The organism is Geodermatophilus sp. SYSU D00710 (assembly GCF_054050195.1).
Window position 1 is genome coordinate 13,537 of the sequence record NZ_JBJGYX010000021.1, and the last position, 24,268, is coordinate 37,804.

A 24,268-nucleotide genomic window follows, 5' to 3' on the forward strand; every position below is an offset into this window, starting at 1 on the left:
CGGGTCAGACGGCGGCCGAGACGGCGTCGAGCGCGGCGGTGAGGTCGGCGACGACGTCGGCGGTGTCCTCGATGCCGCAGGAGAAGCGCACGAACCCCCCGGGCACCGCGTCACCGCCCCACTGCGCCCGGCGGTCGACCGTGCTGTGCACCCCGCCGAAGCTGGTCGCCGCCGTCCACAGCCGGCTCGCGCCGAGGAAGCGGGACACGGCCGCCTCGTCGGCGAGCTCGGCGGAGACGACGCCGACCGGACGCAGCATCTGCCGCGTCGCGAGCGCGTACGAGGGGTCCTCCGGGCGCCACGGCCACCGGACGCCGGTGACCGCCGGGTGCGCGGCCAGGACCTCGGCGACCGCGGCGGCGGTGGCGCCCTGGCGGGCCAGCCGCAGGTCCAGCGTGCTCATCGACCGGTGCCCCAGCCAGGCGTCGAACGCGCCCGCCGTGGCCCCGGTGTGGTCGCGCCAGCCCCGGAGCCGATCGTGGACCTCGTCGGAGGAGGTGCTGACGTGCCCCAGCAGCAGGTCGCTGTGCCCGGTGAGCGCCTTGGTGTCGGCGCCGACGGTCAGGTCGGCGCCCAGCGCGAGCGGCCGCTGCCCGAGCGGGGTGGCGGTGGTGTTGTCGACGGCGAGCAGCGCCCCGGCGGCGCGGGTGGCCCGGGCGACGGCGGCGACGTCGCACACGTCGAGCTGCGGGTTGCTCGGCGTCTCGAGGAACACCATGCGGGCGCCGTCGAGGTCGCCGCGGGCGGCGACGTCGGCGATCTCGAGGGTGGACACGTACTCGACCCGGATGCCGAGCCGCTCGAGCTCGTCGCGGGCGAGCAGCCGGGTCGTGTAGTAGCCGTCGGAGGGCAGCACCAGCCGGTCCCCGGCCGAGACCAGCGCCAGCACCGCCGCGGTGATCGCCGCCATCCCGGTGGCGAAGGACAGGCAGCGGCCGCCGTCGAGCTCCCCGACGGCGGCCTCGAACGCGCGGGAGGTGGGGTGCTCCGTGCGGGCGTAGGCGTCGACCCCGCCGGCACGGGGCGGGAGGTCGCCGAGGTGGAAGGGCGCCGCGAACACCGGCGAGGGACGCAGCGGCGTCCCGGGCACCGGGGGCGCCTCGCCGGCGCGGACCGACCGGGTGCCGTCCCCCCACTCGGCGAGGCTCACTCGGGCTTGGCCTCCCGGCTCATGATCTCCTTCAGCACCGCCCCGGCGGGGACGCCCTCGTGGCACACCTTGACGACCGCCTCGGTGAGCGGGACGTCGACCCCGTGCGCGCGGGCCAGGTCGAGCACCGGCCGGCAGCTCTTCACGCCCTCGGCGGTCTGGCGGGTGGTGGCCTGCACCTCCTCCAGCGACTGGCCTCGGCCCAGCTTCTCCCCGAACGTGCGGTTGCGCGAGAGCGGCGAACTGCACGTGGCCACCAGGTCACCGAGCCCGGCCAGCCCGGCGAAGGTGGTCAGCTCCGCGCCCAGCGCGATGCCCAGCCGGGCGGTCTCGGCCAGCCCGCGGGTGATCAGCGAGGCGCGGGTGTTGTCGCCGAAGCCCATCCCCTCGGCGATGCCGCAGGCCAGCGCGATGACGTTCTTCACCGCCCCGCCGAGCTCGCAGCCGACCAGGTCGGTGTTGGTGTAGGGCCGGAAGTAGGGCGTGTGGCAGGCGGCCTGCACGGTGGCCGCGCGCTCGGGGTCGGGACAGGCGATCACGGTGGCCGCCGGCTGCTCCTCGGCGATCTCCCGGGCGAGGTTGGGGCCCGACAGCGCCGCCACCCGGTCCGGGCCGGCGCCGGTGACCTCGCAGATGACCTCGCTCATCCGCTTGGTGCTGCCCAGCTCGATGCCCTTCATCAGCGACAGCAGCGTGGCGCCGGCCGGCAGCAGCGGCGTCCACTCCCCGAGGTTGGCGCGCAGCGACTGCGAGGGGACGGCGAGCACGACGACGTCGGCGCCGTCGAGCGCCCGGGCCGCGTCCGTGGTGGCCTTCAGCGAGCCGGGCAGCCGGACGCCGGGCAGGTAGTCGGGGTTCTCGCCGGTCTCGGTGATCGCCGCGGCCAGCTCCGCGCGGCGTGCGTGCAGGGTGACCGTGCAGCCGGCGTCGGCGAGCACCTTGGCGAAGGTCGTGCCCCAGGACCCCGCCCCGAGGACGGCGGCGCGGACCCCGCTCACGCGGCGCTCCCCGGGACGTCGCCGGGCAGCTCCCGGCGCGGGCGGGGGGCGAAGCCGAGCGGCGCGGGCTCGCCGCGGAGGTCGGCCAGGAGGTCGCGCACCCGGCCCATGATGAGGTCGGTCGTCTCGCGCAGCAGGTCGGGCGTCAGCGGGCGCCCGGCGCGGACCTCCGCGCGCAGCGCCGCCAGGTCGACCGGCTCGCCGACGGAGTAGTGCGTGGGCGTCCGCAGCCGCAGGTGCAGCTTCTTGGTGTGGTAGTCGTGCACCCGCTGCGGGCCCCACTGGGCCACCGGCAGGACCACCGCGTCGGTGGTCAGCGCCAGCCGCGCCACGCCGGTGCGGGCCTGCATCGGCCACCACTGCGCGTCGCGGGTCACCGACCCCTCCGGGTAGATGACGACGACGTTGCCCGCCTCGAGGTCGGCGGCCGCCGCGGCCAGCGCGCCCCGCGCCTCCGAGGAGCCGCGGGCCACCGGGATCTGCCCGGCGTCGCGCAGGATCGTCCCGGCCAGTCCCCTGAACACCGCCGCCTTGGCCAGGAAGTGCGGGATCCGCCCGTTGTCGTACACCAGCCGGGCGCAGGCCAGCGGGTCGAGCACCGAGACGTGGTTGACCACCAGCAGCACCGGCCCGGTGCGCGGCAGCCGCTCGCCGTGCCGGTAGCGCAGCCGGAACAGCAGCGAGGCCACCGGGTAGACCACGACGACGGCCAGCCGGAGCGACCAGGGCAGCCGCCCCCGCTCGTGCAGCACCCGCGGTGCCGGCTGCCCCGGGACCGCGGGGGTCCCCGGGCTCGGGTCCTCGGTCACCGGCATCCCCACTCCCTCGTCGGAACGACCGGCCCATGATCGACCCTGACCGGGGCCGGTGTGCGCACCGGGGGTCCCGCGTCGTCCGTGGTGTGCTCACATGGGGCCGTGCGGTGGTCCCTGGTCGTCCCGGCGAAGCGGCTCGGCGCGGCCAAGACCCGCCTGGCGCCCCTGACTGGCGGCGACCGGGCCGGCGGGCCCGGCCTGCACGCCGAGCTCGTGCTGGCGCTGCTCGCCGACACCGTCGCGGCGGCGCTGGCCTGCCCGGCGGTGACCGACGTCGTGGTGGTCACCGACGACGAGCGCGCCGCGGCCACGGTGCGGGTGCTGGGGGCGCGGACCGTGCCCGACGAGCCCGACCGCGGGCTCAACCCGGCGCTGGCGCACGGCGCGCGGGCCACCGGGTCGGCCGCCGTCGCCGCCCTCTCCTCCGACCTGCCGGCGCTGCGGCCCGGGGAGCTGGCCGGCGCGCTCGCGGCGGCCGCCGCCGTCCCGCGGGGGTTCGTCGCCGACGCGGCCGCGACCGGCACGACGCTGCTCAGCGCGGTCGGCGTGCCGCTGGACCCGCGCTTCGGCCGCGGCTCGGCCGCCGCGCACGCCGCCTCGGGGGCGCGGGCGCTGACCGGGGACTGGCCGGGGCTGCGCCGCGACGTCGACACCCCGGCCGACCTGCGCGAGGCCGCGGGGCTCGGCCTCGGGACGGCGACGGCGGCCCTGCTCCCGCGACTGCCCCGGCCGGCGGCCTGAGTCCGGCGCCCCTCGTCGTTCACCCGCGTGGGGCACGATGACGTCGTGGTAGCCGAGACGACCTCCCCGATCGCCGGGCCCGAGCGCCCCGCCGCGCCGGAGGCCGGCGCGGCCCTGCCGCCCGACCGCTTCCTCAACCGCGAGCTGTCGTGGCTCGACTTCAACGCCCGGGTGCTCGAGCTGGCGGAGGACGTGTCGCTGCCGTTGCTCGAGCGGGTCAAGTTCCTGGCGATCTTCGCGGGCAACCTCGACGAGTTCTACATGGTGCGCATCGCCGGGCTGAAGCGGCGGCTGAGCACCGGGCTGACCGTCCGCTCCCCCGACGGGCTGACCATCCGCGAGCAGCTGGCCCGGGTCACCGAGCGCACCCAGGAGCTGGTGCACCGGCACGCGGTGTGCTTCGAGCAGGACGTCACGCCGCGGCTGGAGGCCGAGGGCATCCGGATCGTCCACTGGGACGACCTCGCCGAGACCGAGACCCGGCGGCTGCGCGAGTACTTCCGCGACCAGGTGTTCCCGGTGCTCACCCCGCTGGCGGTCGACCCGGCCCACCCGTTCCCCTACATCAGCGGCCTGTCGCTCAACCTCGCCGTCGTGGTGCGCGACCCCGAGACCGGCGCGCCGCGGTTCGCCCGGCTCAAGGTGCCCAACAACGTGCCGCGGTTCGTGCCGGTGGGGTCGGCCGACCCGCAGGCGACGTTCCTGCCGCTCGAGGACCTCATCGCCGCGCACCTGTCGCAGCTGTTCCCCGGTCTCGACGTCATCGACCACCACCTGTTCCGGGTCACCCGCAACGCCGACCTCGAGGTCGAGGAGGACCGCGACGAGGACCTCCTGCAGGCCCTCGAGCGCGAGCTCGCCCGCCGCCGGTTCGGGCCCGCGGTCCGGCTCGAGGTCACCGAGACGATGGACCCGCAGATCCTCGACGTCCTCGTCTCCGAGCTCGAGGTCAGCCCGCAGGACGTCGTCACCGTGCCCGGACTGCTCGACCTGGCCTCGCTGTGGGCGCTGTACGACATCGACCGTCCGGAGCTCAAGGACGAGCCGTTCGTGCCGGCCACCCACCCGCGGCTGTCGGAGGGCGAGACGCCCAAGAGCGTGTTCGCCACGCTGCGGGAGGGCGACGTCCTGGTGCACCACCCGTACCACTCGTTCGCCACCAGCGTGCAGCGCTTCATCGAGCAGGCCGCCGAGGACCCGCACGTGCTGGCGATCAAGCAGACGCTCTACCGCACCTCCGGCGACTCCCCCATCGTCAACGCGCTGATCACCGCCGCGGAGCTCGGCAAGCAGGTGGTCGTCCTCGTCGAGATCAAGGCGCGGTTCGACGAGGAGGCCAACATCAGCTGGGCCCGGTCGCTGGAGCGGGCCGGCTGCCACGTCGTCTACGGCCTGGTGGGCCTGAAGACGCACTGCAAGACGGCGCTGGTCGTGCGGCGGGAGAGCGGCGTGATCCGCCGCTACTGCCACATCGGCACCGGCAACTACAACCCCAAGACGGCGCGGCTGTACGAGGACCTGGGCATCCTCACCGCCGACCCGCGGGTGGGCGCCGACCTCACCGACCTGTTCAACGTGCTCACCGGGTACTCCCGCCAGACCACCTACCGGCAGCTGATGGTGGCCCCGCACGGCATCCGCACGGGGCTGGTCGAGAAGATCCGCCGCGAGGCCCGGCACGCGGCCCAGGGCCGGCCGGCCGGCATCCGGATCAAGGTCAACTCGCTGGTCGACGAGCGGATCATCGACGCGCTCTACGAGGCCTCGCGCGCCGGCGTGCCGGTGGAGCTGTTCATCCGCGGCATCTGCACCCTGCGCCCCGGCGTGCCCGGGCTGTCGGAGAACGTGCGGGTCCGCTCGGTCGTCGGCCGCTTCCTCGAGCACTCGCGGGTCATGGCGTTCGTCAACGGCGGCGAGCCGGAGTGGTGGATCGGCAGCGCCGACCTCATGCACCGCAACCTCGACCGGCGGGTGGAGGTGCTGCTGCGGGTGTGCGACGACCCCGCGCAGCGCGAGCTCGGGCGGGTGTTCGACGCCGCCATGGCACCGGGCGTGCAGTGCTGGGAGCTGGGTCCCGACGGCGCCTGGGCCCGCACCGGCGAGGTCGACTACCAGGCCGCACTGGTCGAGGCGGTGACCGAGCATGCCGGCTGAGCGGACGCGGACCGTCGTCGCGGCGGCCGGGGGCGCGGTGTGGCGCCCGGCCGAGGGCGGGGGCATCGAGACCGTCGTCGTCCACCGCCCGCGCTACGACGACTGGTCGCTGCCCAAGGGCAAGCTCGACGCCGGGGAGAACGCGCTGGCCGCCGCGGTCCGCGAGGTGTGCGAGGAGACCGCGCTGGAGGTGGTGGCCGGCCGGCGCAGCGTGCGCACCCACTACGAGGTGGCCGCGGGCCCCAAGCACGTCGACTACTGGCTGATGCAGGCGGTGGGCGGCAAGACGTTCGAGCCCGGCGACGAGGTCGACGAGCTGCGCTGGCTGCCGGTGGACGACGCCGCGGCGCTGGTCACCCACGCCCACGACCGCGCGGTGCTCGTCGACCTCGCCCGCGACGACGTCCCGCGGGCGCCGTCGCTGCTGCTGGTGCGGCACGCCAAGGCCGGCAGCCGCAAGAACTGGGACGGGCCCGACGAGGAGCGCCCGCTCGACGCCCAGGGCCGGCGGCAGGCCGCGCAGCTGGCCGCGGTGCTGCCGCTGTTCGGCCCGCTGGAGCTGTACAGCGCCGAGCGGGTGCGCTGCCGGCAGACGCTGGAACCGCTCGCCGAGCGGACCGGGCTGGAGATCCGGCCGCTGCCGGAGGTCGGCGAGGAGGAGTACGACTCCGACCCGGAGGCGGGGCTGGCCGCGCTCTCCAGGCTGCTGGAGCGCGGGGACGACGACACCCCGGGCGTGCGGGTGGTGTGCAGCCAGGGCGGGGCGATCCCGTCGGCGCTGGTGTCCCTGGGCGTGCGCTTCGGGGGCACCGAGGTGCCCCCGCCCGCGGCCAAGGGCAGCGTCTGGGCGCTCGGGGGCTCACCCGGGCAGGTGTCGGCCGACTACTACCGCGACCTCGGCGCCGACCCCGACGCCCCCGGCTAGGCGGGCAGCGCGGGGAGCGCGCGGGGCAGCCAGGACGGGCGGCGGGCCTCGTAGGCCTCGACGTCGGCCAGGTGCCGCTCGGTGAGCCCGACGTCGTCGAGCCCCTCGAGCAGCCGCCAGCGGGTGTAGTCGTCGATCTCGAACGGCACCGACGTGTCGCCGTAGGTGACCCGGCGGGCCTGCAGGTCGACGGTGACCGGGGTCGCCGGGTCGGCCTCGACCACCTGCCACAGCGCCTCGACGTCGGCCTGCGGGAGGACGACGGTGAGCAGGCCGGACTTGGTCGAGTTGTTCTTGAAGATGTCGGCGAACCGCGAGCTGACCACCACCCGGAAGCCGCCGTCGAGCAGGGCCCACACCGCGTGCTCGCGGGAGGAGCCGGTGCCGAAGTCGGGGCCGGCGACCAGGATCGAGGCGTCGGCGTACTGCGGCTGGTTAAGCACGAAGTCCGGCTCGTTGGTGCGCCAGGCGACGAACAGGCCGTCCTCGAAGCCGGTGCGGGTGATCCGCTTGAGGTACTCGGCCGGGATGATCTGGTCGGTGTCGACGGCGCTGCGCCGCAGCGGGGCCGCGGTGCCGGTGTGCGTGGTGAAGGGCTGCATCTCAGACTCCGGCGCTGGTGAGGTCGGCGGGCTGCAGGTCGGCCGGGGCGGTGAGCCGCCCGGTGAGCGCGGTGGCCGCGGCCACCGACGGGGACACCAGGTGGGTGCGCCCGCCCTTGCCCTGCCGGCCCTGGAAGTTGCGGTTGCTGGTCGAGGCCGAGCGCTCCCCCGGCTTCAGCTGGTCGGGGTTCATGCCCAGGCACATCGAGCACCCCGCGCCGCGCCACTCGGCCCCGGCCTCGGTGAACACCCGGTCCAGGCCCTCGGCCTCGGCCTGCGCCTTGACCCCGATCGACCCGGGGACGACGAGCATCCGGGTGTCCGGGTCGATGCGCCGGCCGCGCAGCAGCTCGGCGGCGACCCGCAGGTCCTCGATGCGGCCGTTGGTGCACGAGCCGAGGAAGACGGTGTCCACCTCGATCTCCCGCAGCGGGGTGCCCGGGGTCAGGCCCATGTAGGCCAGCGCCTGCTCGGCGGCGCGCCGCTCGTTGTCGTCGGCGAACGAGGCCGGGTCGGGCACCTGGCCGGTGATCGGCAGGCCCTGGCCGGGGTTGGTGCCCCAGGTGACGAACGGCGCCAGGTCCGCGGCGTCGATGACGACCTCGGTGTCGAAGACGGCGCCCTCGTCGGTGTGCAGCGAGCGCCAGTGCTCGACGGCGGCGTCCCAGTCGGCGCCCTGCGGGGCGTGCGGACGGCCCCGCAGGTAGGCCAGCGTCGTCTCGTCGGGGGCGATGAGCCCGGCGCGGGCACCGGCCTCGATCGACATGTTGCAGATCGTCATCCGCGCCTCCATCGACAGCGCCCGGATGGCGCTGCCGCGGTACTCGATGACGTGGCCGGCGGCGCCGTTGGTCCCGATCCGGGCGATGACGGCGAGGATGACGTCCTTCGCCGAGACGCCCTCGGGCAGCTCGCCCTCGACGGTGACCGCCATCTGCCGGGGCCGGTTCTGCGGCAGCGTCTGGGTGGCCAGCACGTGCTCGACCTCGCTGGTGCCGATGCCGAAGGCCAGCGCGCCGAAGGCGCCGTGGGTGGAGGTGTGGCTGTCGCCGCAGACGATGGTCATCCCGGGCTGGGTGAGCCCCAACTGCGGGCCGATGACGTGCACGATGCCCTGGTCGCGGTCGCCCATGGGGGCCAGCCGGATGCCGAACTCCGCGGCGTTGGCCCGCAGCGCCTCGACCTGCGCGCGGCTCACCGGGTCGGCGATCGGCGCGAGCACGTCCAGCGTCGGGACATTGTGGTCCTCGGTGGCCATGGTGAGCTCGGGACGGCGGACGGGGCGGCCGGCCGTGCGCAGCCCGTCGAAGGCCTGCGGGCTGGTGACCTCGTGCACCAGGTGCAGGTCGATGTAGAGCAGGTCGGGCTCGCCCTCGGCACGGCGCACGACGTGCGCGTCGTAGACCTTCTCCGCCAGCGTCTTCGGCACGGGTCCTCCAGGTGGGTGGTCCCACGGTGGCCATCCCACGTCGTGAGATGGGAGTATCGCGGTGTGGGACAGCCTAACCCGGTGGCCGTGTTGGACAAAGCCGTGGCGATCCTCCGCGCCGTCGCGCACGAGCCGGCCTCGCTCGCCGACCTCGTCGGCCGGACCGGGCTGCCGCGGGCGACGACCCACCGCCTCGCCGTCGCGCTGGAGGGCCACCGGCTGCTGCGGCGGACACCGGCGGGCGCCTGGGCGCCGGGCCCGGCGCTGGTCGAGCTCAGCCACGGCAGCGTCGACCTCGCCCAGGTGGCCGGTCGGCACCTGGTGGCGCTGCGCGACGCCAGCGGCGAGAGCGCCCAGTTCTACGTGCGCGAGGGCGGCTCGCGGGTGTGCGTGGCCGTGGCCGAGCGGGCGCACGGCCTGCGCGACACCGTCCCGGTCGGCGCGCGGCTGCCCATGACGGCGGGGTCGGCGGCGCACGCGCTGCTGGCCTTCGCGCCGGCCGAGGAGGTCACCCCGCTGCTGCCGAGCGCCAGCTTCACCGCCCGCACGCTGCTCGACGTCCGCCGTCGCGGGTGGGCGCACAGCGTCGCCGAGCGCGAGGCCGGGGTGGCCTCGCTGTCGGCGCCGGTGCGGGACCCGGCCGGCGCGGTGCTGGGCGCGGTGTCGATCTCCGGCCCGGTCGAGCGGCTGGGCCGCCGGCCCAGCCCCGAGGTGGTCGGCGCGGTGCTGGAGACGGCGGCGGCGATCGCCCGCGCCGCCTCCTGAGGGGGTTCACCGACGGCCCGATGGGGCGGACACTCCCCGGGCATGACGACGACGGAGCCGGTCCACCGCGGCCGCGCCCGCATCGCCGGGACCGGGGAGGGCATCGGCCTCGACGAGCTCGCGCTGGCCACCCGCAACCACGGCATGCCGCTGGAGGCGCTGCGCTACGACGTGACGCCGCCCGGCCTGCACTACGTGCTCACCCACTACGACATCCCCGCCGTCGACCCGGGCGGCTGGTCGCTGGAGGTCACCGGCGCGGTCGAGCGGCCGCTGCGGCTGGACCTCGACGACCTGCGCCGCCGGCCGGCGGTCACCTCGCGGGTGCTGCTCGAGTGCGCCGGCAACGGCCGGGCCCGGCTGGAGCCGCGGCCGGTGAGCCAGCCCTGGCTGCTCGAGGCGGTCGGCAGCGCCGAGTGGACCGGGACGCCGCTCGCGCCGCTGCTCGAGGAGACCGGCGTCTCGCCCGGCGCGGTCGACGTCGCCTTCACCGGTGCCGACCACGGCGTCGAGCGTGGGGTGGAGCAGGACTACACCCGCGGCCTGCCGCTGGCCGAGGCGCTGCGTCCCGACGTCCTGCTGGTGTGGGCCATGAACGGCGCCCCGTTGCCGCCGCAGCACGGCGCTCCGCTGCGGCTGCTGGTCCCGGGCTGGTACGGCATGGCGCACGTGAAGTGGCTGACCCGCGTCGAGGTGCTCGACCGCCCGTTCGACGGCTTCCAGAACGCCGTCGCCTACCGGGTGAAGGTCGATGCGCAGGAGGCCGGCGTGCCGGTCACCCGGATCGCGCCGCGGGCGCTGCTGGCCCCGCCCGGCTTCCCCGACTTCATGACCCGCGAGCGGTTCCTGCGCCCCGGTCCGGTGACGCTCACCGGGCGGGCCTGGTCGGGCCGCGCGCCGGTGACCGGCGTGGAGGTCAGCACCGACGGGGGCGTGACGTGGGCGCCGGCCGACCTCGCCCCCGCCGACCCCGCGCACCCCCACGCCTGGCGGGCCTGGACCTGCACCTGGGACGCCCGCCCCGGCGCCCACGAGCTGGTGGTGCGGGCGGCCGACGAGCAGGGCGCCCAGCCGGTCGAGCAGCCCTGGAACCGCCAGGGCATGGCCAACAACCTCGTCCAGCGGATGCCGGTCACCGTCCTGGACGGCTGACCCCGTCGAGCACGGGCCGCGGGGCGTGCGGGAGCGCTCGCGCGGCCGCCTCGGCGAGCGTGTGCGTCCCGCACTTCTCGCGGATGCGCTCGGCGTGCTTGCGCACCGTCCCGCGGGCGATCCAGAGCGCGGCGGCGATGTCGTCCGTGGACAGCCCGGCACCGGTCATGGCCAGCACCTCCCACTCCCGCCGCGTCAGCCGGGGCACTCCGGCCCGCCGCCGTTCGCCCGGCAGGAAGAGCTCCTGGACGTGCGGGCGGGCGAGCTCGAGCAGCCGCCGGTCCCGCTCGGTGAACGGGGTCCCGTCGGCTCGCGTGAACAGCAGCCGGCGGGCCTCCCCCGGCGGCGCGGGCAGCGACACCATCAGCTCGGCGGTGACGTCGGCCAGGCACTCCGCACTCATCGGGTCGGCCCGCCAGGCGCGCTCGGTGGGGAACAGGTCGCCGCTGTGGATCACGCTGCGCAGGTCGCCGGTGCGCTGTGGCCAGCTGCACATCGAGGACCAGAACAGCTGCCAGAAGCGGTCGTGCTCGGGGTTGAGCTCCGGCGTGAGCTCGGGCCGCACGACGAGCCGGGTGCCGTCGGGTTCGAGCCTTCCTGCGACCTGGGGCCCGCGCTGGTGCTGGGCCGTTCTGCTGAGACGCCGCCCCGCTCAGTGGCCGTGCGGGGCGGTCCGCCCGGTGCCGTCGTCCTCGGGGTCCTGCCGGTCCGGCGGGGCCTCGACGACGATCGGTCGCAGCCGCGACCACAGCGCGAACGCGGCGGCGAAGACCAGCATCGCGAGCCCCGCCCACAGGTTGGCGTTGACGTCGCCGGTCTTCTCCTGCTCGGTCCCCGAGTCGGCGAACAGGCCCATGACGACCAGCACGAGGCCGTAGAAACCGATCAGGACGGCGATCACGTTGCGGACGTCGAACGCGCCGGCCGCGTGCGGCGACCCGCCGGTGCGGGAGGTGCTGCTGCTCATGACCGTGCTCCTGACGTCAGCGGAAGATCACGTTGAGGATGATGACCATGACCAGCGCGATCCCGGCCAGCTTGGTCGGCGACTGGTACCAGGGCAGCCGGTGCGCGTCGGGGTCGGTGCGCTGCTCCTTGGGCGTCTCGGAGTAGACCAGCCCGGCCAGCTGGGCCACCGGCTTGGGCGCGGTCACCTGGCTGACCACCACGCTCACCAGGATGTCGACGACGAACGCGGCGCTGGCGGCGACGAAGCTGGCGCCCTGGCCGCTGAGCGGGAGCACGCCGAGGGAGACCGTGCCGAACGCGTCCTCGCTGAGGAAGGCGACGGCGACCGCGGCGAGCGTGCCCGACACCAGGCCCGCCCAGCCGGCGGTCGGCGTCATCCGCTTCCAGAACATGCCGAGGATGAACGTGGCGAACAGCGGGGCGTTGAAGAACCCGAACAGCGTCTGCAGGTAGTCCATCAGGTTCGTGTAGCCCGACGCGATGATCGCCGTCCCGATGGCGGCCACGGTCGCGCCGACGGTCGCCCACCGGCCGATGGCGAGGTAGTAGCCGTCGGGCCGGTCCTTCACCACGTACTGCTGCCACAGGTCGTAGCTGAAGACGGTGTTGAAGGCGGAGATGTTGGCCGCCATGCCGGCCATGAACGCCGCCAGGAGCCCGGCCAGGGCCACGCCGAGCAGACCGTTGGGCAGCGTGTCGCGGATGAGCAGCAGGATCGAGTTGTTGTAGTCGAACTCCGGGTCGGCGGTGGCCCGGGCCTCGACCACCTCCGGCACCAGGATCGTGGCGATCATGCCGGGGATGACCACGATGAACGGCACGAACATCTTCGGGAAGGACCCGATGACCGGCGTGCTGCGCGCCGCGGACATCGACTTGGTCGCCATCGCCCGCTGGACCTCGACGAAGTTCGTCGTCCAGTAGCCGAACGACAGCACGAACCCGAGGCCGAAGACGATGCCGATCACCGACAGGACGGGGCTCTCGATGCCCGACAGCTCCGTGGCCGGCCACGAGGTGAGCTCCTCGGCGCGGCCCGCGTCGTTGTAGGAGTCGATCAGCCCGTCGACGCCGCCGACGCGGCTCAGGCCGATGAGGGTCAGGGGCAGCAGCGCGGCGACGATGACGAAGAACTGCAGGACCTCGTTGTAGATGGCCGCCGACAGCCCGCCGAGGGTGATGTAGCTGAGCACCACCGCGGCCGCGACGATGAGCGCGAGCCACAGCGGCCAGCCCAGCAGCGCCTCCACGATCGTGGCCAGCAGGAAGAGGTTGATGCCGGCGATGAGGATCTGCGCGATCGCGAAGCTGAGCGCGTTGACCAGGTGGGCGCCGGTGCCGAACCGGCGGCGCATGAACTCCGGGACGCTGCGGACCTTCGACCCGTAGTAGAAGGGCATCATCACCACGCCCAGGAACAGCATGGCCGGGACCGCGCCGATCCAGAAGTAGTGCATGGTGCTCATGCCGTACTGGGCCCCGTTGGCCGACATGCCGACGATCTCGACCGCGCCCAGGTTGGCCGAGATGAACGCCAGGCCGGTGACCCACGCCGGCAGCGACCGGCCGGAGAGGAAGAAGTCCAGGCTGTCGGACACCCGTCTGCGGGCGGCGAAGCCGATCATCAGCACGACGGCGAAGTAGGCGGCCACCAGCAGGTAGTCGACGAACGACGCGTCCAGTCTCAGGTCGTCCACCAGGACCTCCAGTCCGGATCGGTCACAGCAGGCGCCGCGCCCCCGCGGAGGGGACCACGGCGTAGGAGCGGGGGGCGCCGGCGCGCTCGGCCACGGCCGTGCCGACGGCGTCCACGGACCCGGCGTCGACCAGCGCGACGGCGCTGCCGCCGAAGCCGCCGCCGACCATCCGGGCGCCGTGGGCGCCGGCGTCCAGGGCCACCTCGACGACCGTGTCGAGCTCGGGGACCGACACCTCGAAGTCGTCGCGCAGGGAGGCGTGCCCGGCGGTGAGCACCGGGCCGATGGCGCGCGGGTCGGCGCCGCCGCGCAGCAGGTCCACCACCTCGGCCACGCGGGCGTCCTCGGTGACGACGTGGCGGGCCCGGCGCAGCAGCACCTCCCCCTCCGCGGTGCCGTCGTCGAGCGCGGCCAGGCCGGCCACGTCGCGCACGTCGCACAGCAGCTCGACGCCCAGCCGCCGGGCGGCCTCCTCGCACTGCCGGCGGCGATCGCCGTAGCCGCTCTCGGCGTGGTCGTGGGTGGTGCCGGAGTCGACGACGAGCAGCGCGAGGCCGGCGGCCTCCAGGTCGAGCGGCACCTGCTGCCAGGTGCGGTCGCGGGTGTCGAGGTGCAGCGCGTGGCCGGCGGTGCACAGCACCGACGCGGACTGGTCGAGGATGCCGGTGGGCGCGCCGACGAAGTCGTTCTCGGCCCGCCGGGCGACGTCGACCAGGTCGTCGGGGCGCAGCCCCAGGCCGAACAGGTCGCTCACCGCCAGGGCGACCGCGCACTCGAGCGCGGCCGAGGAGGACAGCCCGGCACCGGCCGGCACGTCGCCGTCGACGAACAGGCTCAGCCCGCCCGGCACGGACGCCCGCACCTGCTCGACGACGCCGGCCGGGTAGCCGGCCCAGCCGCCGGGGGTGCCCGGGGTGAGGTCGGCGACCGCCACGTCGGCGTCGGCGCCCGGGTGCTGGGCGGAGGTGAGGACCAACCGGCCGTCGTCGCGGCGGGCGACCGCGGCGCGGGTGGTGTGCGGCAGGGCGACCGGCAGCACGTGCCCGCCGTTGTAGTCGGTGTGCTCGCCGATGACGTTGACCCGGCCGGGCGCGGCCCAGACGCCCTCGGGTGCGGTGCCGAAGCGGCCGGTGAAGGCGTCGGCGGCGCGGGCGGCGGCCTCGGCGTCGGTGGGGACCCCGCTCACTCGGCTGTCACCTTCACGGCGCGCAGCTGCTCGGCGACGTCCTCGGGGTTGGTGTCGGTGATGAAGGCGCCCATGCCCGACTCCGAGCCCGCCAGGTACTTGAGCTTGCCCGGGGCGCGGCGCAGCGAGAACAGCTGCAGGTGCAGCCACCAGTCCTCCCGCCCGGTCCGCACCGGCGCCTGGTTCCACGCGGCGATGTAGGGCATCGGGGTGTCGAAGCGGTGCGCGAAGCGGCCCAGCACGTCGAGGTAGAGGGCGGCGAGGTCGTCGCGCTCGGCGTCGTCGAGGGCGGGCAGGTCGGGCACCCGGCGGGTGGGGAACAGCAGCACCTCGTAGGGCCAGCGGGCCGCGGCGGGCACGAAGGCCACCCAGGAGTCGTTGGCCGCCACCACGCGCGGGCCGGTGCGCTCGGCCTCGACCAGCTCGGCGAACAGGTCGCCGCCGGTGGCCTCCCGGTGCCGGCGCACCGAGGCGAGCACCTTCTCCACCCGCGGCGTGACGAAGGGGTAGGCGTAGATCTGCCCGTGCGGGTGCGACAGCGTCACCCCGATCTCCTCGCCGGAGTTCTCGAAGCAGAACACCTGCTCGACGCCGTCGAGCGCGCCGAGCTCGGCGGTGCGCTCCGCCCACACGTCGACCACCAGCCGCGCCCGTTCCTGACCGAGGCCGGCGAAGTGCTGGTCGTGGTCGCTGGTGAACAGCACCACCTCGGTGCGGCCGAAACCGGGGCGCAGCTCGGTCAGCGGGCCGCCGGGCGCGGTCGGCTCGACGTCGGTGTCGACGGCGGTGGCCAGCGACGGGAAGCGGTTCTCGAAGACGACGACCTGGTAGTCGCTGTCAGGGACCTCGGTGGGCCGCCCCGGCCGCGAGGGGTCCAGCGGGCACTGGTCGGCCGGCGGCAGGAACGTGCGGGTCTGCCGGTGGGCGGCGACCACCACCCACTCCCCCAGCAGCGCGTCCCAGCGCAGCTGCGAGCGGGTGCTGACCGGCGGGAGGTCCCGTGTGTCCTCGGCGTCGTGGGCGCCCTTGGCGGGGACGCTGCCGTCGGCGTCGTAGTAGAGGATCTCGCGACCGTCGGCCAGCCGGCGAGAGGTTCGGATCACCCTGCGACCTCCGTTCGCGGCCCGAGGAGGAGGGGCCCCGGGAACGCTATGCCCCCCGGCGATCATGGGCCACTCGGGGCCAGGAACGCCGAGAGCCCCCGGCCGGGTGGCCGGGGGCTCTCGCTCGCGCTGTAGCCCCGAAGGGATTCGAACCCTCGCTACCGCCGTGAGAGGGCGGCGTCCTGGGCCGCTAGACGACGGGGCCGTGCGGTGGTGCTGTCGTGCAGGTCGTGCTGAGGAGGTGGTGCTTCCTCGCTGGGGTACCAGGACTCGAACCTAGACTAACGGAGCCAGAATCCGTCGGGCTGCCAATTACCCCATACCCCAAGGTCTTGGCCGGCACCTCGCGGCGCCGGAGAAGACGATACCCGACCTCCCGGACGCACGTGTCACCACCCCCGGACCCGCGGGTCGCCGGCCGGCACGCGCAGGTCCCGGGCGTCGGTGAGCACCTCCGGGCGCAGCCGCGTGCGCGAACGCGCCACCGCCGTCACGTAGGCACCCATCGCCAGCAGCGTGAGCAGCAGCGACACCAGGCCGACGCCGGCCGGGACCTCCTCGGTGGCGACGCCGTCGCCCAGCGTCCCGGCCAGCAGGAACACCAGCACGTTGTTGACCGCGTGCAGGACGATCGCCGCCTCCAGGCCGCCGGTCAGCCACACCACGGCCGACGCGGCCAGGCCGAAGACGAACCGGTCGAGGAAGGTGACGACGTCGCCGGGCGCGTGCGCCAGCGAGAACAGCGCGGCGGTGACCACCGCGGCGGTGACCGCGCCGGTGCGCGGGTTGCCCATCCACCCGGCGATCGCCTGGCTGAGGTAGCCGCGGAACACGTACTCCTCGGCGGCCGACTGCAGCGGTGTGGTGAGCACCACCACCAGCAGCAGCCAGGCCAGGTCGTCGACCGGGCCGGTGACCTCGGTCTCGCCGAACGCGAAGCCCAGCCCCACCGACAGCGCGATCCCGATCCCGAGCGTGACCAGCGCCAGCACGGTCATGGGCACGAACAGCCGCCAGCGCACCCGCGCCAGCACCGACGACGACCAGCCCGGCCGCATGCCGTGGGCGACCACCCACAGCAGCCAGACGATGGGGATCGCGACGATGAGCGAGAGGTTGGTGATGAGCAGCACGCCCGGGTCGACGAGGTCGAGCAGCTGCAGGTCGGGCTCGACGCCGGTCAGCAGCACCAGCAGGACGACGACGAACGCCGCGACGGCGTAGGCCACGGTGAACAGCAGCAGCCCCAGCAGCGGCCGCCACCACGCCCAGTCCCGCGCGCGCATGACCAGCAGGTAGGGCACCGGCACGTCGTGCGGCGGGGTGCCCGGCGGCGGCGCCAGCGCGACCCCGGGCGGGAGCGCGCCCGGCGGCGCGGGCCACGGCGGACCGTGCGGCCCCGGCGGGGGCGGGGCGGGCCAGGCGTGGCCCGGCGGCAGCGGCACCGGCCCCAGCGGCCACGGCACCGGGCCGGCGGGCGCGCCGGGCCCCGGGGCGGCCCAGGGCGGCACTCCCGCGCCGAGCGCCCCGGGCACCCGCGGCGGCGCCCCGTAGGGCCCGGTGGGCGGCGGGCCGGTGTAGGGCTCCTCGCCCGGGTCGCCGGGCCACGGCCCCCCGGGGAACCCGCCGGGCGGGGTGCTCATCCGCCGGTGGCGACCGCGCGGGCGCCCTCGAGGCGGCGCACCGTGCGGTCCCGGCCGAGCAGCTCGATCGACTCGTAGAGCGGCGGGGACACCGTGCGGCCGCTGACCGCCACCCGCACCGGCCCGAACGCCTGGCGCGGCTTGCGGCCCAGGCCCTCGACCAGTGCATCCTTGAGCGCCTGCTCGATCCCCGGCGTCGTCCACTCCGCCAGGTCGCGCAGCGCGGCGGCCGCGGCGTCGAGCACGTCGCTGTCCTCCGGGCGCAGGTTCTTCGCGGCCGCCGCGGGATCGATCTCGACGTCCTCGGTGAACAGGAAGCCCAGCAGGCCGACGGCGTCGGAGAGGACTACCGTGCGCTCCTGCGCCATCGGTGCGATGGCGCGCAGCACCCGGTCCTGCTCCGGTGTCGGCGGGTCGCTGACCAGGCCCGCACCGGCGAGGAAGGGCACCACGCGGGCGACGTAGTCCTCGACCGGCAGCGCGCGCACGTGGGTGGCGTTGATCGCCTCGGCCTTCTTCAGGTCGAAGCGCGCGGGGTTGGCGCTGACCCGGGTGACGTCGAAGGCCGTCACCATCTCCTGCGGGCTGAAGACGTCGCGGTCGTCGGCGATGGCCCAGCCGAGCAGCGCCAGGTAGTTGACCAGCCCCTCGGGCAGGAAGCCGCGCTCGCGGTAGACGTCGAAGTTCGACTGCGGATCGCGCTTGGACAGCTTCTTGTTGCCCTCGCCGAAGACCAGCGGCAGGTGCCCGAACCGCGGCGTCCCGGCGGCGACGCCGACGTCGGTGAGCGCCTGGTACAGCGCGATCTGCCGCGGCGTGGAGGGCAGCAGGTCCTCGCCGCGCAGCACGTCGGTGACGCCCATGAGGGCGTCGTCGACGGGGTTGGTGAACGGGTAGAGCGGCACGCCGTTGCCGCGCAGCAGCACGAAGTCGGGCACCGACCCGGCGGCGAAGCGCACCTCGCCGCGGACGAGGTCGGTCCAGGCGAGGTCGGTGTCGGGCATCCGCAGCCGCAGCACCGGCTCGCGGCCCTCGGCGCGGAAGGCCGCCTTCTGCGCGTCGGTGAGGAAGCGGTCGGCGTTGTCGTAGCCGAGCTTGGGGTCCTGCCCGGCCGCCCGGCGCCGCGCGTCGACCTCCTCGTTGGTGGAGAAGGACTCGTAGGCGTGCCCGGCCTCGAGCAGCTCGGCGGCGACCTCGCGGTACACCTCGTGCCGCTCGGACTGCCGGTACGGGCCGTGCGGGCCGCCGACCTCGGGGCCCTCGTCCCAGTCCAGCCCGAGCCAGCGCATGCAGTCGAGCAGGTGCCGGTAGGACTCCTCGGAGTCGCGGGCGGCGTCGGTGTCCTCGATGCGGAAGACGAACGTGCCGCCGGTGTGCCGGGCGTGCGCCCAGTTGAACAGCGCCGTCCGCATGGCGCCGACGTGCACCAGGCCGGTCGGCGAGGGGCAGAAGCGGGTGACCGTCACCGGGCACCGCCCGCGGTGGAGACGGTGTCGGCGCCGCTGACGCCGTTGACCAGCGAGCCCAGCCCCTCCACCGCGCACTCGACCCGCTGGCCGGGCCGGATCGGGCCGACGCCGGCCGGGGTGCCGGTGAGGACGACGTCGCCGGGCAGCAGGGTCATGACCTGGGAGATGTAGGAGACCAGCGTCGGGACGTCGAAGAGCAGCTGGCTGGTGCGGCCGGCCTGGCGCTGCTCGCCGTCGACGGTGCAGGTGATCTCCAGGTCGGCCGGGTCCTTGCCCAGGCCGCGCAGGTCGGTCTCGATCCAGGGGCCCAGCGGGCAGAACGAGTCGAAGCCCTTGGCCCGGGTCCACTGCCCGTCGGCCTTCTGCATGTCCCGCTCGGTGACGTCGTTGCCGATCGTGTAGCCGAAGACGCTGCCGGGGACCTGCTCCGGGGTGAGGTTGCGGGCGCCGCTGCCGCCGATGACGACGGCGAGCTCGACCTCGTGGTGCACGTTGGTGCTGCCGGCCGGGATGCGGATGGCGTCGCCCGGGCCGATCACCGAGGTCGAGGGCTTGAGGAACAGCATCGGCCGCTCCGGGGCGTCCCCCGTGTTCATCTCCCGGACGTGCTCGGCGTAGTTCTTCCCGACGCAGACCACCTTGCTCGGCAGGATCGGGGAGAGCAGCCGGACGTCGGCCTGGGCGAAGCGCCGGCCGGTGAAGGAGAGGGTGGCGAACGGGTGACCCTCGATCTGGGCGACCTGGCCGTCGCCGTCGAGGACGCCGAAGGACAGGCCCGAGGGCGAGGCGAAGCGGACGATGCGCACGCCGTCGAGGCTACTGACCCCGCGCCGACCGGCCGTCCCGCCTACGGTGCCCCTGTGGCCTGCCGCCTGAGCGAGATCGTCGTCGACAGCCGCGACCCCGAGGCGCTGGCCGCCTGGTGGGCGGAGGTGCTCGGCTACCGGGTCCTCGGCCGCGACGAGGACGGCGCCGTCGAGATCGGCCCGGAGGCCGGCTTCGGCGGTCCGGCCCCCACCCTGGTGTTCACACCCGTCGACCACTGGGAGCCGGCGAAGCCGCGGCTGCACCTCGACGTCAACGCCACCGACCGCGACCAGGACGCCGAGCTGCAGCGGCTGCTCGACCTCGGCGCGACCCGGGCCGACGTCGGGCAGACCGGTGAGGAGAGCTGGCACGTGCTCGCCGACCCGGAGGGCAACCCGTTCTGCCTGCTGCGTCGCCGGCTCGACCCGCTGTGACCCGCTTCGACCACAGGAGGACCCCGTGATCCTGATCGTCATCAAGTTCCCCGTCCGCCCCGACCGGATCGACGAGTTCCGGGCGCACGCCGACGAGTACGCGGTGGCGGTGAACGCGGAGGAGGGCAGCCTGTTCTTCGAGTGGTCGCGGAGCGTGCTCGACCCGAACACCTTCGTCTGCATCGAGGGCTTCCGGGACTCCGAGGCCGGCGCCTCGCACGTGGCCACCCCGCACGCCAAGGCCGCCTTCGACTGGATGTCGGAACTGGTCGCCGAGCAGCCGGAGATCATCTACGTCGACGCGCCGGAGGTCAGCGGCTTCGGCCCGATGGGCGAGGTCAAGCCGCGCAGCTGACGTCGCCGGTGGCGACAGCGTGCGCAGGGGTGCACCACACGGCCCTCCTGCCGCACCTCAGCGCACGCTGTCGCCGCCCATCAGCCGCCGGCGAGCCCGGTACACCGCCAGGATGTCGCGCCGGCAGGCGCCGGGTGTGCTGGTCAGCCGGCGGTAGCTGTACCGCAGCGTCTGCCAGCCGGCCGTCGCGACGAGTGAGTCCCGACGGATGTCGGACTCCCGCTGCCGGCTCGACCCGTGCCAGGCGGCGCCGTCCATCTCGACCGCGAGCATCACCTCCTCGTAGGCGGCGTCGAGGACGAACGACTCAGCACCCACGGTGATGCGCCGTTGCTGTGTGAAGGCGGGCATCCCCGGCGCACGCAGCACCTGGGTGCAGCCCCAGATCTCCAGTTCGCTCCGGCATCCGTCGGCCAGCAGGTCCACCAGGGTGGTGAGCTCGGCCCGGTGCCGCAGCCGCGTGCTGTGGGCCAGCTCGGCGGCGAGGTCCGCCGGTGTGCACAGTCGCCGTCTGACGGCTGTGATGGCAGCGGCCCGGACATCCGCCCTCGACGGCGGCGCCGGAGCGCCCCACGCATCGACGACCGCGCGCTCGGCGGAGGTGACCGGCAGTCCGCCCGCTCGCCGCCGGTCGGCGTGGGCCCGGGAACTGCGGTGCAGCACCACCCCGGCGGACCCTCGTGCACTGCGGTGGTCCGGGACGGTGACGTGCACCGGGCCGGCCGGTGGAGGGACGAGCTCCCACAGCGCCAGCGCGGTGCCGTGACTGGCCACGGCGTTCCGGCCGGCGAGCGCCGCAGCGACCCGCACCGCCCACCGACCGGCGGCGGAGGGAGCGGCGAACACACCCGACTGGAGCCTGACCACCCTGCCGGTAGTCACCCAGTCGGAGAGGGTCCTCGCGCTGATCTGGCCGAGCAGTTCGGCCCGGGTGGCCCACCCCCGGGACCCCACGACCGCCTCGACGTCCACGGGCAGGACCCTGCGGGCGCACCCCGGCCTGAGCCAGGAGACCGCGGCATCTGTGGACGGCGCGGACGGTGTGTGCACACCACCGCGGTCCGCCGTCGTCAGCGGCAGTGGACGGCGTAGGTGAGGGCGTCGACGAGGGCGTGCCAGGAGGCCTCGACGATGTTGGCGTGGACGCCCACGGTGGTCCACTCCCCCACCCCGTCGGTGGTGTCGACGAGCACTCGCGTGGTCGCGCTGGTGCCGCCCTTCCAGCCGAGGATGCGGACCTTGTAGTCGGCCAGCGCGACGTCGGCCAGCTCCGGGTGGCGGCTCACCAGCGCCTGCCGGAGCGCGTTGTCCAGCGCGTTGACCGGGCCGTTGCCCTCCGCGGTGCTGATCACCCGCTCGCTCGTCCCGTCGGCGCCCGGCAGGTGCACCTTCACGGTCGCCTCGCTGACGACCACGCCGTTGCCCCAGTGCTCGACCGTCGTCCGGTAGCTCTCCAGCTGGAACAGCGGCGCCGGCGCGCCGGGCAGCTGGGAGCGCAGCAGCAGCTCGAAGGAGGCGTCGGCGGCCTCGAACGACCACCCCTCGGACTCGAGGACCTTGACCTGGTCGACGACACGACCGACGGCGTCGGCGTGCCCGGAGAGGTCCACGCCGAGCTCGCGGCCCTTGAGCTCCACCGAGGCGCGGCCGGCCATCTCGGTGACCAGGATGCGCATGTCGTTGCCGACCACCGCCGGGTCGAGGTGGTTGTAGAGCTCGGGGCTGACCTTGATCGCGCTGGCGTGGAGGCCGGCCTTGTGCGCGAACGCCGACGCGCCGACGTAGGGCTGGTGGTCGTCGGGGGCGATGTTGGCCAGCTCGGCGATGGCGTGGCTGACCCGCTGCAGCTCGGCCAGGCACTCGGCGGGCACCACCGGCAGGCCCATCTTGGTCACCAGGTTGGCGACCAGCGCGAAGGTGTCGGCGTTGCCGGCCCGCTCGCCGTAGCCGTTCGCGGTGCCCTGCACGTGGGTCACCCCGGCCTCGACGGCGGCCAGCGAGTTGGCGACCGCGCAGCCGGTGTCGTCCTGGCAGTGGATGCCCAGCCGCCCGTCGACGCGCGACCGGACGTCGGCCACCACCCGGCCCACCCCCATCGGCAGCATGCCGCCGTTGGTGTCGCACAGGACGCCGACCTCCGCGCCCGCGGCGAACGCCGCCTGCAGCACCGCGACACCGTGGTCGGGGTCGGCGGCGTAGCCGTCGAAGAAGTGCTCACAGTCGACGAACACCCGCCGGCCGTGCGCGACGAGGTACGCGACGGTGTCCGACACCATCGCGAGGTTCTCCTCGAGCGTGGTCCGCAGCGCGTCGCGCACGTGCCGGACGTCGGACTTGGCGACCAGGCACACCACCGGCGTCCCGGCGTCGAGCAGCGCGCGCACCTGCGGGTCGTCCTCCACCCGGACGCCGGCCTTGCGGGTGGCGCCGAACGCGACCAGCACCGCGTGCCGCAGCTTGAGCTCGGTGCGGGCGCGGACGAAGAACTCGGTGTCCTTGGGCAGCGCCCCCGGCCATCCGCCCTCGATGTAGCCGACGCCGATCTCGTCGAGCAGCCTCGCTGTGGCGAGCTTGTCGGCGACGGAGAAGCTGATCCCCTCGCGCTGGGCGCCGTCGCGCAGCGTGGTGTCGAAGACGTGGAAGTCGCTGCCGGCGGAGAGGACGGGGCTGTCGGTGGCCACGGGTGCTCCCGGGGGTTCGACGGCGATCAGGCCCCTCACACGAGAAAGACCCCCCGGGAACGGGAGGTCTGCGCGCGGTCGGGGAGGTGACCGCGCGCTAGGCGATGATGGGGGTGCTGCCGTTCAGGTGCATCGCCGGGGAGTCTAACCCCGGGACCGTCAGCCCCCGGCGAGGGCGGCCAGCCGGTCGCCGACCTCGACCGTGCGCACCCGGCCCCGCGGGTCCCGGGTGGACAGGTCGAAGGCGACGGCGGCGCCGACCTTGCGTGCGAGGTCGGCGTGGCCGAGGTGCTCGAGCAGCAGCGCCACCGACAGCACGGTCGCCGTCGGGTCGGCCACCCCCTGCCCGGCGATGTCGGGCGCCGAGCCGTGCACCGGCTCGAACATGGCCGGGTTGGTGCCCGAGACGTCGAGGTTGCCGCTGGCCGCCAGGCCGATGCCGCCGGTGACCGCGGCCGCGACGTCGGTGACGATGTCGCCGAAGAGGTTGTCGGTGACGATGACGTCGTAGCGGCCGGGGTCGGTGATGAAGAACATCGACGCGGCGTCGACGTGCTGGTAGGCGACGGTGACCTCGGGGAACTCCGCGGCCACCTCCTCCACCGTCCGCGACCACAGCGACCCGGCGTGGGTGAGCACGTTGGTCTTGTGGATCAGCGTGAGGTGCCGGCGCGGCCGGGCGGTGGCCCGCTCGAAGGCGTAGCGCACCACCCGCTCGACGCCGAAGGCGGTGTTGAGACTGACCTCCGTGGCCACCTCGTGCGGGGTGTCGCGGCGCAGCACGCCGCCGTTGCCCGCGTAGGGACCCTCGGTGCCCTCGCGCACGCACAGCATGTCGATCTCGCCGGGCTCGGCCAGCGGGCTGCGCACGCCGTCGTAGAGCCGGGCCGGGCGCAGGTTGACGTGGTGGTCGAGCTCGAAGCGCAGCCGCAGCAGCAGACCCCGCTCGAGGATGCCCGGCGGCACGCCGGGGTCGCCGATCGCGCCGAGCAGGATCGCGTCGTGCCCGCGCAGCTCGTCGAGCACGGTGTCGGGCAGCAGCTCCCCGGTGCGCTGCCAGCGGGCCGCGCCCAGGTCGTAGGGCGTCGTCTCCAGGTCCGGCACGACCGCGCCGAGGACCTTGAGCCCCTCGGCCACCACCTCGGGGCCGATGCCGTCTCCCGCGATCACAGCCAGGCGCATGGCGACGACCC

General features: G+C 74.6%; 23 protein-coding genes and 2 tRNA genes. 7 read left to right on the plus strand and 18 right to left on the minus strand.

Annotated features, from left to right (window positions below; translation table 11 throughout):
• Positions 1 to 4 precede the first annotated feature (4 nt).
• From ACI78U_RS11865 to ACI78U_RS11875, 3 genes are read right to left on the minus strand one after another with little or no spacing between them, the layout of a single operon-like run.
• On the minus strand, positions 5 to 1,150 hold the full coding sequence (locus ACI78U_RS11865) for a cystathionine gamma-lyase (protein WP_456875518.1): 1,146 nt from the start codon (positions 1,148 to 1,150) through the stop codon (positions 5 to 7).
• The gene (locus ACI78U_RS11870) at positions 1,147 to 2,148 is read right to left on the minus strand and encodes an NAD(P)H-dependent glycerol-3-phosphate dehydrogenase (protein ID WP_456875519.1); all 1,002 of its coding nucleotides are present in this window, start codon (positions 2,146 to 2,148) and stop codon (positions 1,147 to 1,149) included. Before ACI78U_RS11870 ends, ACI78U_RS11865 begins: the two co-directional genes overlap by 4 nt.
• Positions 2,145 to 2,963, minus strand: a complete 819-nt coding sequence (locus ACI78U_RS11875) for a lysophospholipid acyltransferase family protein (protein ID WP_456875520.1) — start codon at positions 2,961 to 2,963, stop codon at positions 2,145 to 2,147. Before ACI78U_RS11875 ends, ACI78U_RS11870 begins: the two co-directional genes overlap by 4 nt.
• A 102-nt stretch (positions 2,964 to 3,065) precedes the next feature.
• Here ACI78U_RS11875 and cofC point away from each other — a divergent pair, with 102 nt between their 5' ends.
• From cofC to ACI78U_RS11890, 3 genes are read left to right on the plus strand one after another with little or no spacing between them, the layout of a single operon-like run.
• Entirely contained in the window at positions 3,066 to 3,704 is a 639-nt protein-coding gene (gene cofC, locus ACI78U_RS11880) for a 2-phospho-L-lactate guanylyltransferase (RefSeq protein WP_456875521.1), read from the plus strand.
• A 45-nt stretch (positions 3,705 to 3,749) separates the two neighbouring features.
• Positions 3,750 to 5,858, plus strand: a complete 2,109-nt coding sequence (locus tag ACI78U_RS11885) for an RNA degradosome polyphosphate kinase (RefSeq protein WP_456875522.1) — start codon at positions 3,750 to 3,752, stop codon at positions 5,856 to 5,858.
• Positions 5,848 to 6,783 (plus strand): NUDIX hydrolase, encoded by a 936-nt coding sequence (locus ACI78U_RS11890; protein ID WP_456875523.1) that lies wholly within the window; start codon positions 5,848 to 5,850, stop codon positions 6,781 to 6,783. Before ACI78U_RS11885 ends, ACI78U_RS11890 begins: the two co-directional genes overlap by 11 nt.
• On the opposite strand, the gene leuD is transcribed toward ACI78U_RS11890, so the two are convergent.
• Together leuD and leuC are read right to left on the minus strand one after the other, a co-directional pair.
• Entirely contained in the window at positions 6,780 to 7,385 is a 606-nt protein-coding gene (leuD, locus tag ACI78U_RS11895) for a 3-isopropylmalate dehydratase small subunit (RefSeq protein ID WP_456875524.1), read from the minus strand. The two genes, ACI78U_RS11890 and leuD, sit on opposite strands and share 4 nt — an antisense overlap.
• A gap of 1 nt (position 7,386) precedes the next feature.
• Positions 7,387 to 8,814: a 3-isopropylmalate dehydratase large subunit gene (gene leuC / locus ACI78U_RS11900; protein ID WP_456875525.1), complete on the minus strand. Its 1,428-nt coding sequence runs from the start codon at positions 8,812 to 8,814 to the stop codon at positions 7,387 to 7,389.
• Between the two features lie 81 nt (positions 8,815 to 8,895).
• On the opposite strand from leuC, the gene ACI78U_RS11905 reads away from it, so the two are divergent.
• The gene (locus ACI78U_RS11905; RefSeq protein ID WP_456875526.1) at positions 8,896 to 9,579 is read left to right on the plus strand and encodes an IclR family transcriptional regulator; all 684 of its coding nucleotides are present in this window, start codon (positions 8,896 to 8,898) and stop codon (positions 9,577 to 9,579) included.
• Positions 9,580 to 9,621: 42 nt separating this feature from the next.
• Positions 9,622 to 10,731, plus strand: a complete 1,110-nt coding sequence (locus ACI78U_RS11910) for a molybdopterin-dependent oxidoreductase (protein ID WP_456875527.1) — start codon at positions 9,622 to 9,624, stop codon at positions 10,729 to 10,731.
• On the opposite strand, the gene ACI78U_RS11915 is transcribed toward ACI78U_RS11910, so the two are convergent.
• The 10 genes from ACI78U_RS11915 to ACI78U_RS11960 all read right to left on the minus strand — a co-directional run bounded on the left by ACI78U_RS11915 (position 10,712) and on the right by ACI78U_RS11960 (position 19,604).
• Entirely contained in the window at positions 10,712 to 11,296 is a 585-nt protein-coding gene (locus ACI78U_RS11915) for a helix-turn-helix transcriptional regulator (RefSeq protein WP_456875528.1), read from the minus strand. The two genes, ACI78U_RS11910 and ACI78U_RS11915, sit on opposite strands and share 20 nt — an antisense overlap.
• A gap of 87 nt (positions 11,297 to 11,383) precedes the next feature.
• On the minus strand, positions 11,384 to 11,698 hold the full coding sequence (locus ACI78U_RS11920) for a hypothetical protein (RefSeq protein ID WP_456875529.1): 315 nt from the start codon (positions 11,696 to 11,698) through the stop codon (positions 11,384 to 11,386).
• Positions 11,699 to 11,714: 16 nt separating this feature from the next.
• The gene (locus ACI78U_RS11925; RefSeq protein ID WP_456875530.1) at positions 11,715 to 13,397 is read right to left on the minus strand and encodes a sodium:solute symporter family protein; all 1,683 of its coding nucleotides are present in this window, start codon (positions 13,395 to 13,397) and stop codon (positions 11,715 to 11,717) included.
• Between the two features lie 22 nt (positions 13,398 to 13,419).
• Positions 13,420 to 14,583: a galactokinase gene (gene galK / locus ACI78U_RS11930; RefSeq protein WP_456875531.1), complete on the minus strand. Its 1,164-nt coding sequence runs from the start codon at positions 14,581 to 14,583 to the stop codon at positions 13,420 to 13,422.
• On the minus strand, positions 14,580 to 15,686 hold the full coding sequence (gene galT, locus ACI78U_RS11935) for a galactose-1-phosphate uridylyltransferase (protein WP_456875532.1): 1,107 nt from the start codon (positions 15,684 to 15,686) through the stop codon (positions 14,580 to 14,582). Before galT ends, galK begins: the two co-directional genes overlap by 4 nt.
• A 132-nt stretch (positions 15,687 to 15,818) precedes the next feature.
• Positions 15,819 to 15,891: transfer RNA gene (locus ACI78U_RS11940), tRNA-Glu, on the minus strand.
• Between the two features lie 50 nt (positions 15,892 to 15,941).
• A tRNA-Gln gene (locus ACI78U_RS11945) sits at positions 15,942 to 16,013 on the minus strand.
• 62 nt (positions 16,014 to 16,075) lie between these two features.
• On the minus strand, positions 16,076 to 17,329 hold the full coding sequence (locus ACI78U_RS11950) for a CPBP family intramembrane glutamic endopeptidase (RefSeq protein WP_456875533.1): 1,254 nt from the start codon (positions 17,327 to 17,329) through the stop codon (positions 16,076 to 16,078).
• Entirely contained in the window at positions 17,326 to 18,795 is a 1,470-nt protein-coding gene (gene gltX / locus ACI78U_RS11955) for a glutamate--tRNA ligase (protein ID WP_456875534.1), read from the minus strand. The genes ACI78U_RS11950 and gltX overlap by 4 nt, the downstream gene beginning before the upstream one ends.
• Positions 18,792 to 19,604, minus strand: coding sequence for a fumarylacetoacetate hydrolase family protein (locus tag ACI78U_RS11960; protein WP_456875535.1), 813 nt, complete (start codon positions 19,602 to 19,604; stop codon positions 18,792 to 18,794). Before ACI78U_RS11960 ends, gltX begins: the two co-directional genes overlap by 4 nt.
• A gap of 54 nt (positions 19,605 to 19,658) precedes the next feature.
• On the opposite strand from ACI78U_RS11960, the gene ACI78U_RS11965 reads away from it, so the two are divergent.
• Both ACI78U_RS11965 and ACI78U_RS11970 read left to right on the plus strand, forming a co-directional pair.
• On the plus strand, positions 19,659 to 20,039 hold the full coding sequence (locus ACI78U_RS11965) for a VOC family protein (protein WP_456875536.1): 381 nt from the start codon (positions 19,659 to 19,661) through the stop codon (positions 20,037 to 20,039).
• Positions 20,040 to 20,064: 25 nt separating this feature from the next.
• Positions 20,065 to 20,394: a putative quinol monooxygenase gene (locus ACI78U_RS11970; RefSeq protein WP_456875537.1), complete on the plus strand. Its 330-nt coding sequence runs from the start codon at positions 20,065 to 20,067 to the stop codon at positions 20,392 to 20,394.
• Positions 20,395 to 20,451: 57 nt separating this feature from the next.
• Here ACI78U_RS11970 and ACI78U_RS11975 read toward each other — a convergent pair whose 3' ends face one another.
• The 3 genes from ACI78U_RS11975 to ACI78U_RS11985 form a co-directional block, all read right to left on the minus strand.
• Positions 20,452 to 21,366 carry a DUF559 domain-containing protein gene (locus ACI78U_RS11975; RefSeq protein ID WP_456875538.1) on the minus strand — a complete coding sequence of 305 codons (915 nt, stop codon included), beginning with the start codon at positions 21,364 to 21,366 and terminating at the stop codon, positions 20,452 to 20,454.
• 98 nt (positions 21,367 to 21,464) lie between these two features.
• A complete protein-coding gene (gene cimA / locus ACI78U_RS11980) occupies positions 21,465 to 23,075 on the minus strand; it encodes a citramalate synthase (protein ID WP_456875539.1) in 1,611 nt (536 codons plus the stop codon).
• 159 nt (positions 23,076 to 23,234) lie between these two features.
• Positions 23,235 to 24,257 (minus strand): 3-isopropylmalate dehydrogenase, encoded by a 1,023-nt coding sequence (locus ACI78U_RS11985; protein WP_456875540.1) that lies wholly within the window; start codon positions 24,255 to 24,257, stop codon positions 23,235 to 23,237.
• Between the last annotated feature and the right edge of the window lie 11 nt (positions 24,258 to 24,268).

What these genes read in the sequence shown, in the direction of transcription:
- ACI78U_RS11875 (WP_456875520.1), bottom strand. Translation starts at nt 2,963, where the DNA reads ATGCCGGTGACCGAGGACCCGAGCCCGGGGACCCCCGCGGTCCCGGGG.
- ACI78U_RS11890 (WP_456875523.1), top strand. Translation starts at nt 5,848, where the DNA reads ATGCCGGCTGAGCGGACGCGGACCGTCGTCGCGGCGGCCGGGGGCGCG.
- leuD (WP_456875524.1), bottom strand. Translation starts at nt 7,385, where the DNA reads ATGCAGCCCTTCACCACGCACACCGGCACCGCGGCCCCGCTGCGGCGC.
- ACI78U_RS11910 (WP_456875527.1), top strand. Translation starts at nt 9,622, where the DNA reads ATGACGACGACGGAGCCGGTCCACCGCGGCCGCGCCCGCATCGCCGGG.
- ACI78U_RS11920 (WP_456875529.1), bottom strand. Translation starts at nt 11,698, where the DNA reads ATGAGCAGCAGCACCTCCCGCACCGGCGGGTCGCCGCACGCGGCCGGC.
- ACI78U_RS11950 (WP_456875533.1), bottom strand. Translation starts at nt 17,329, where the DNA reads ATGAGCACCCCGCCCGGCGGGTTCCCCGGGGGGCCGTGGCCCGGCGAC.
- ACI78U_RS11985 (WP_456875540.1), bottom strand. Translation starts at nt 24,257, where the DNA reads ATGCGCCTGGCTGTGATCGCGGGAGACGGCATCGGCCCCGAGGTGGTG.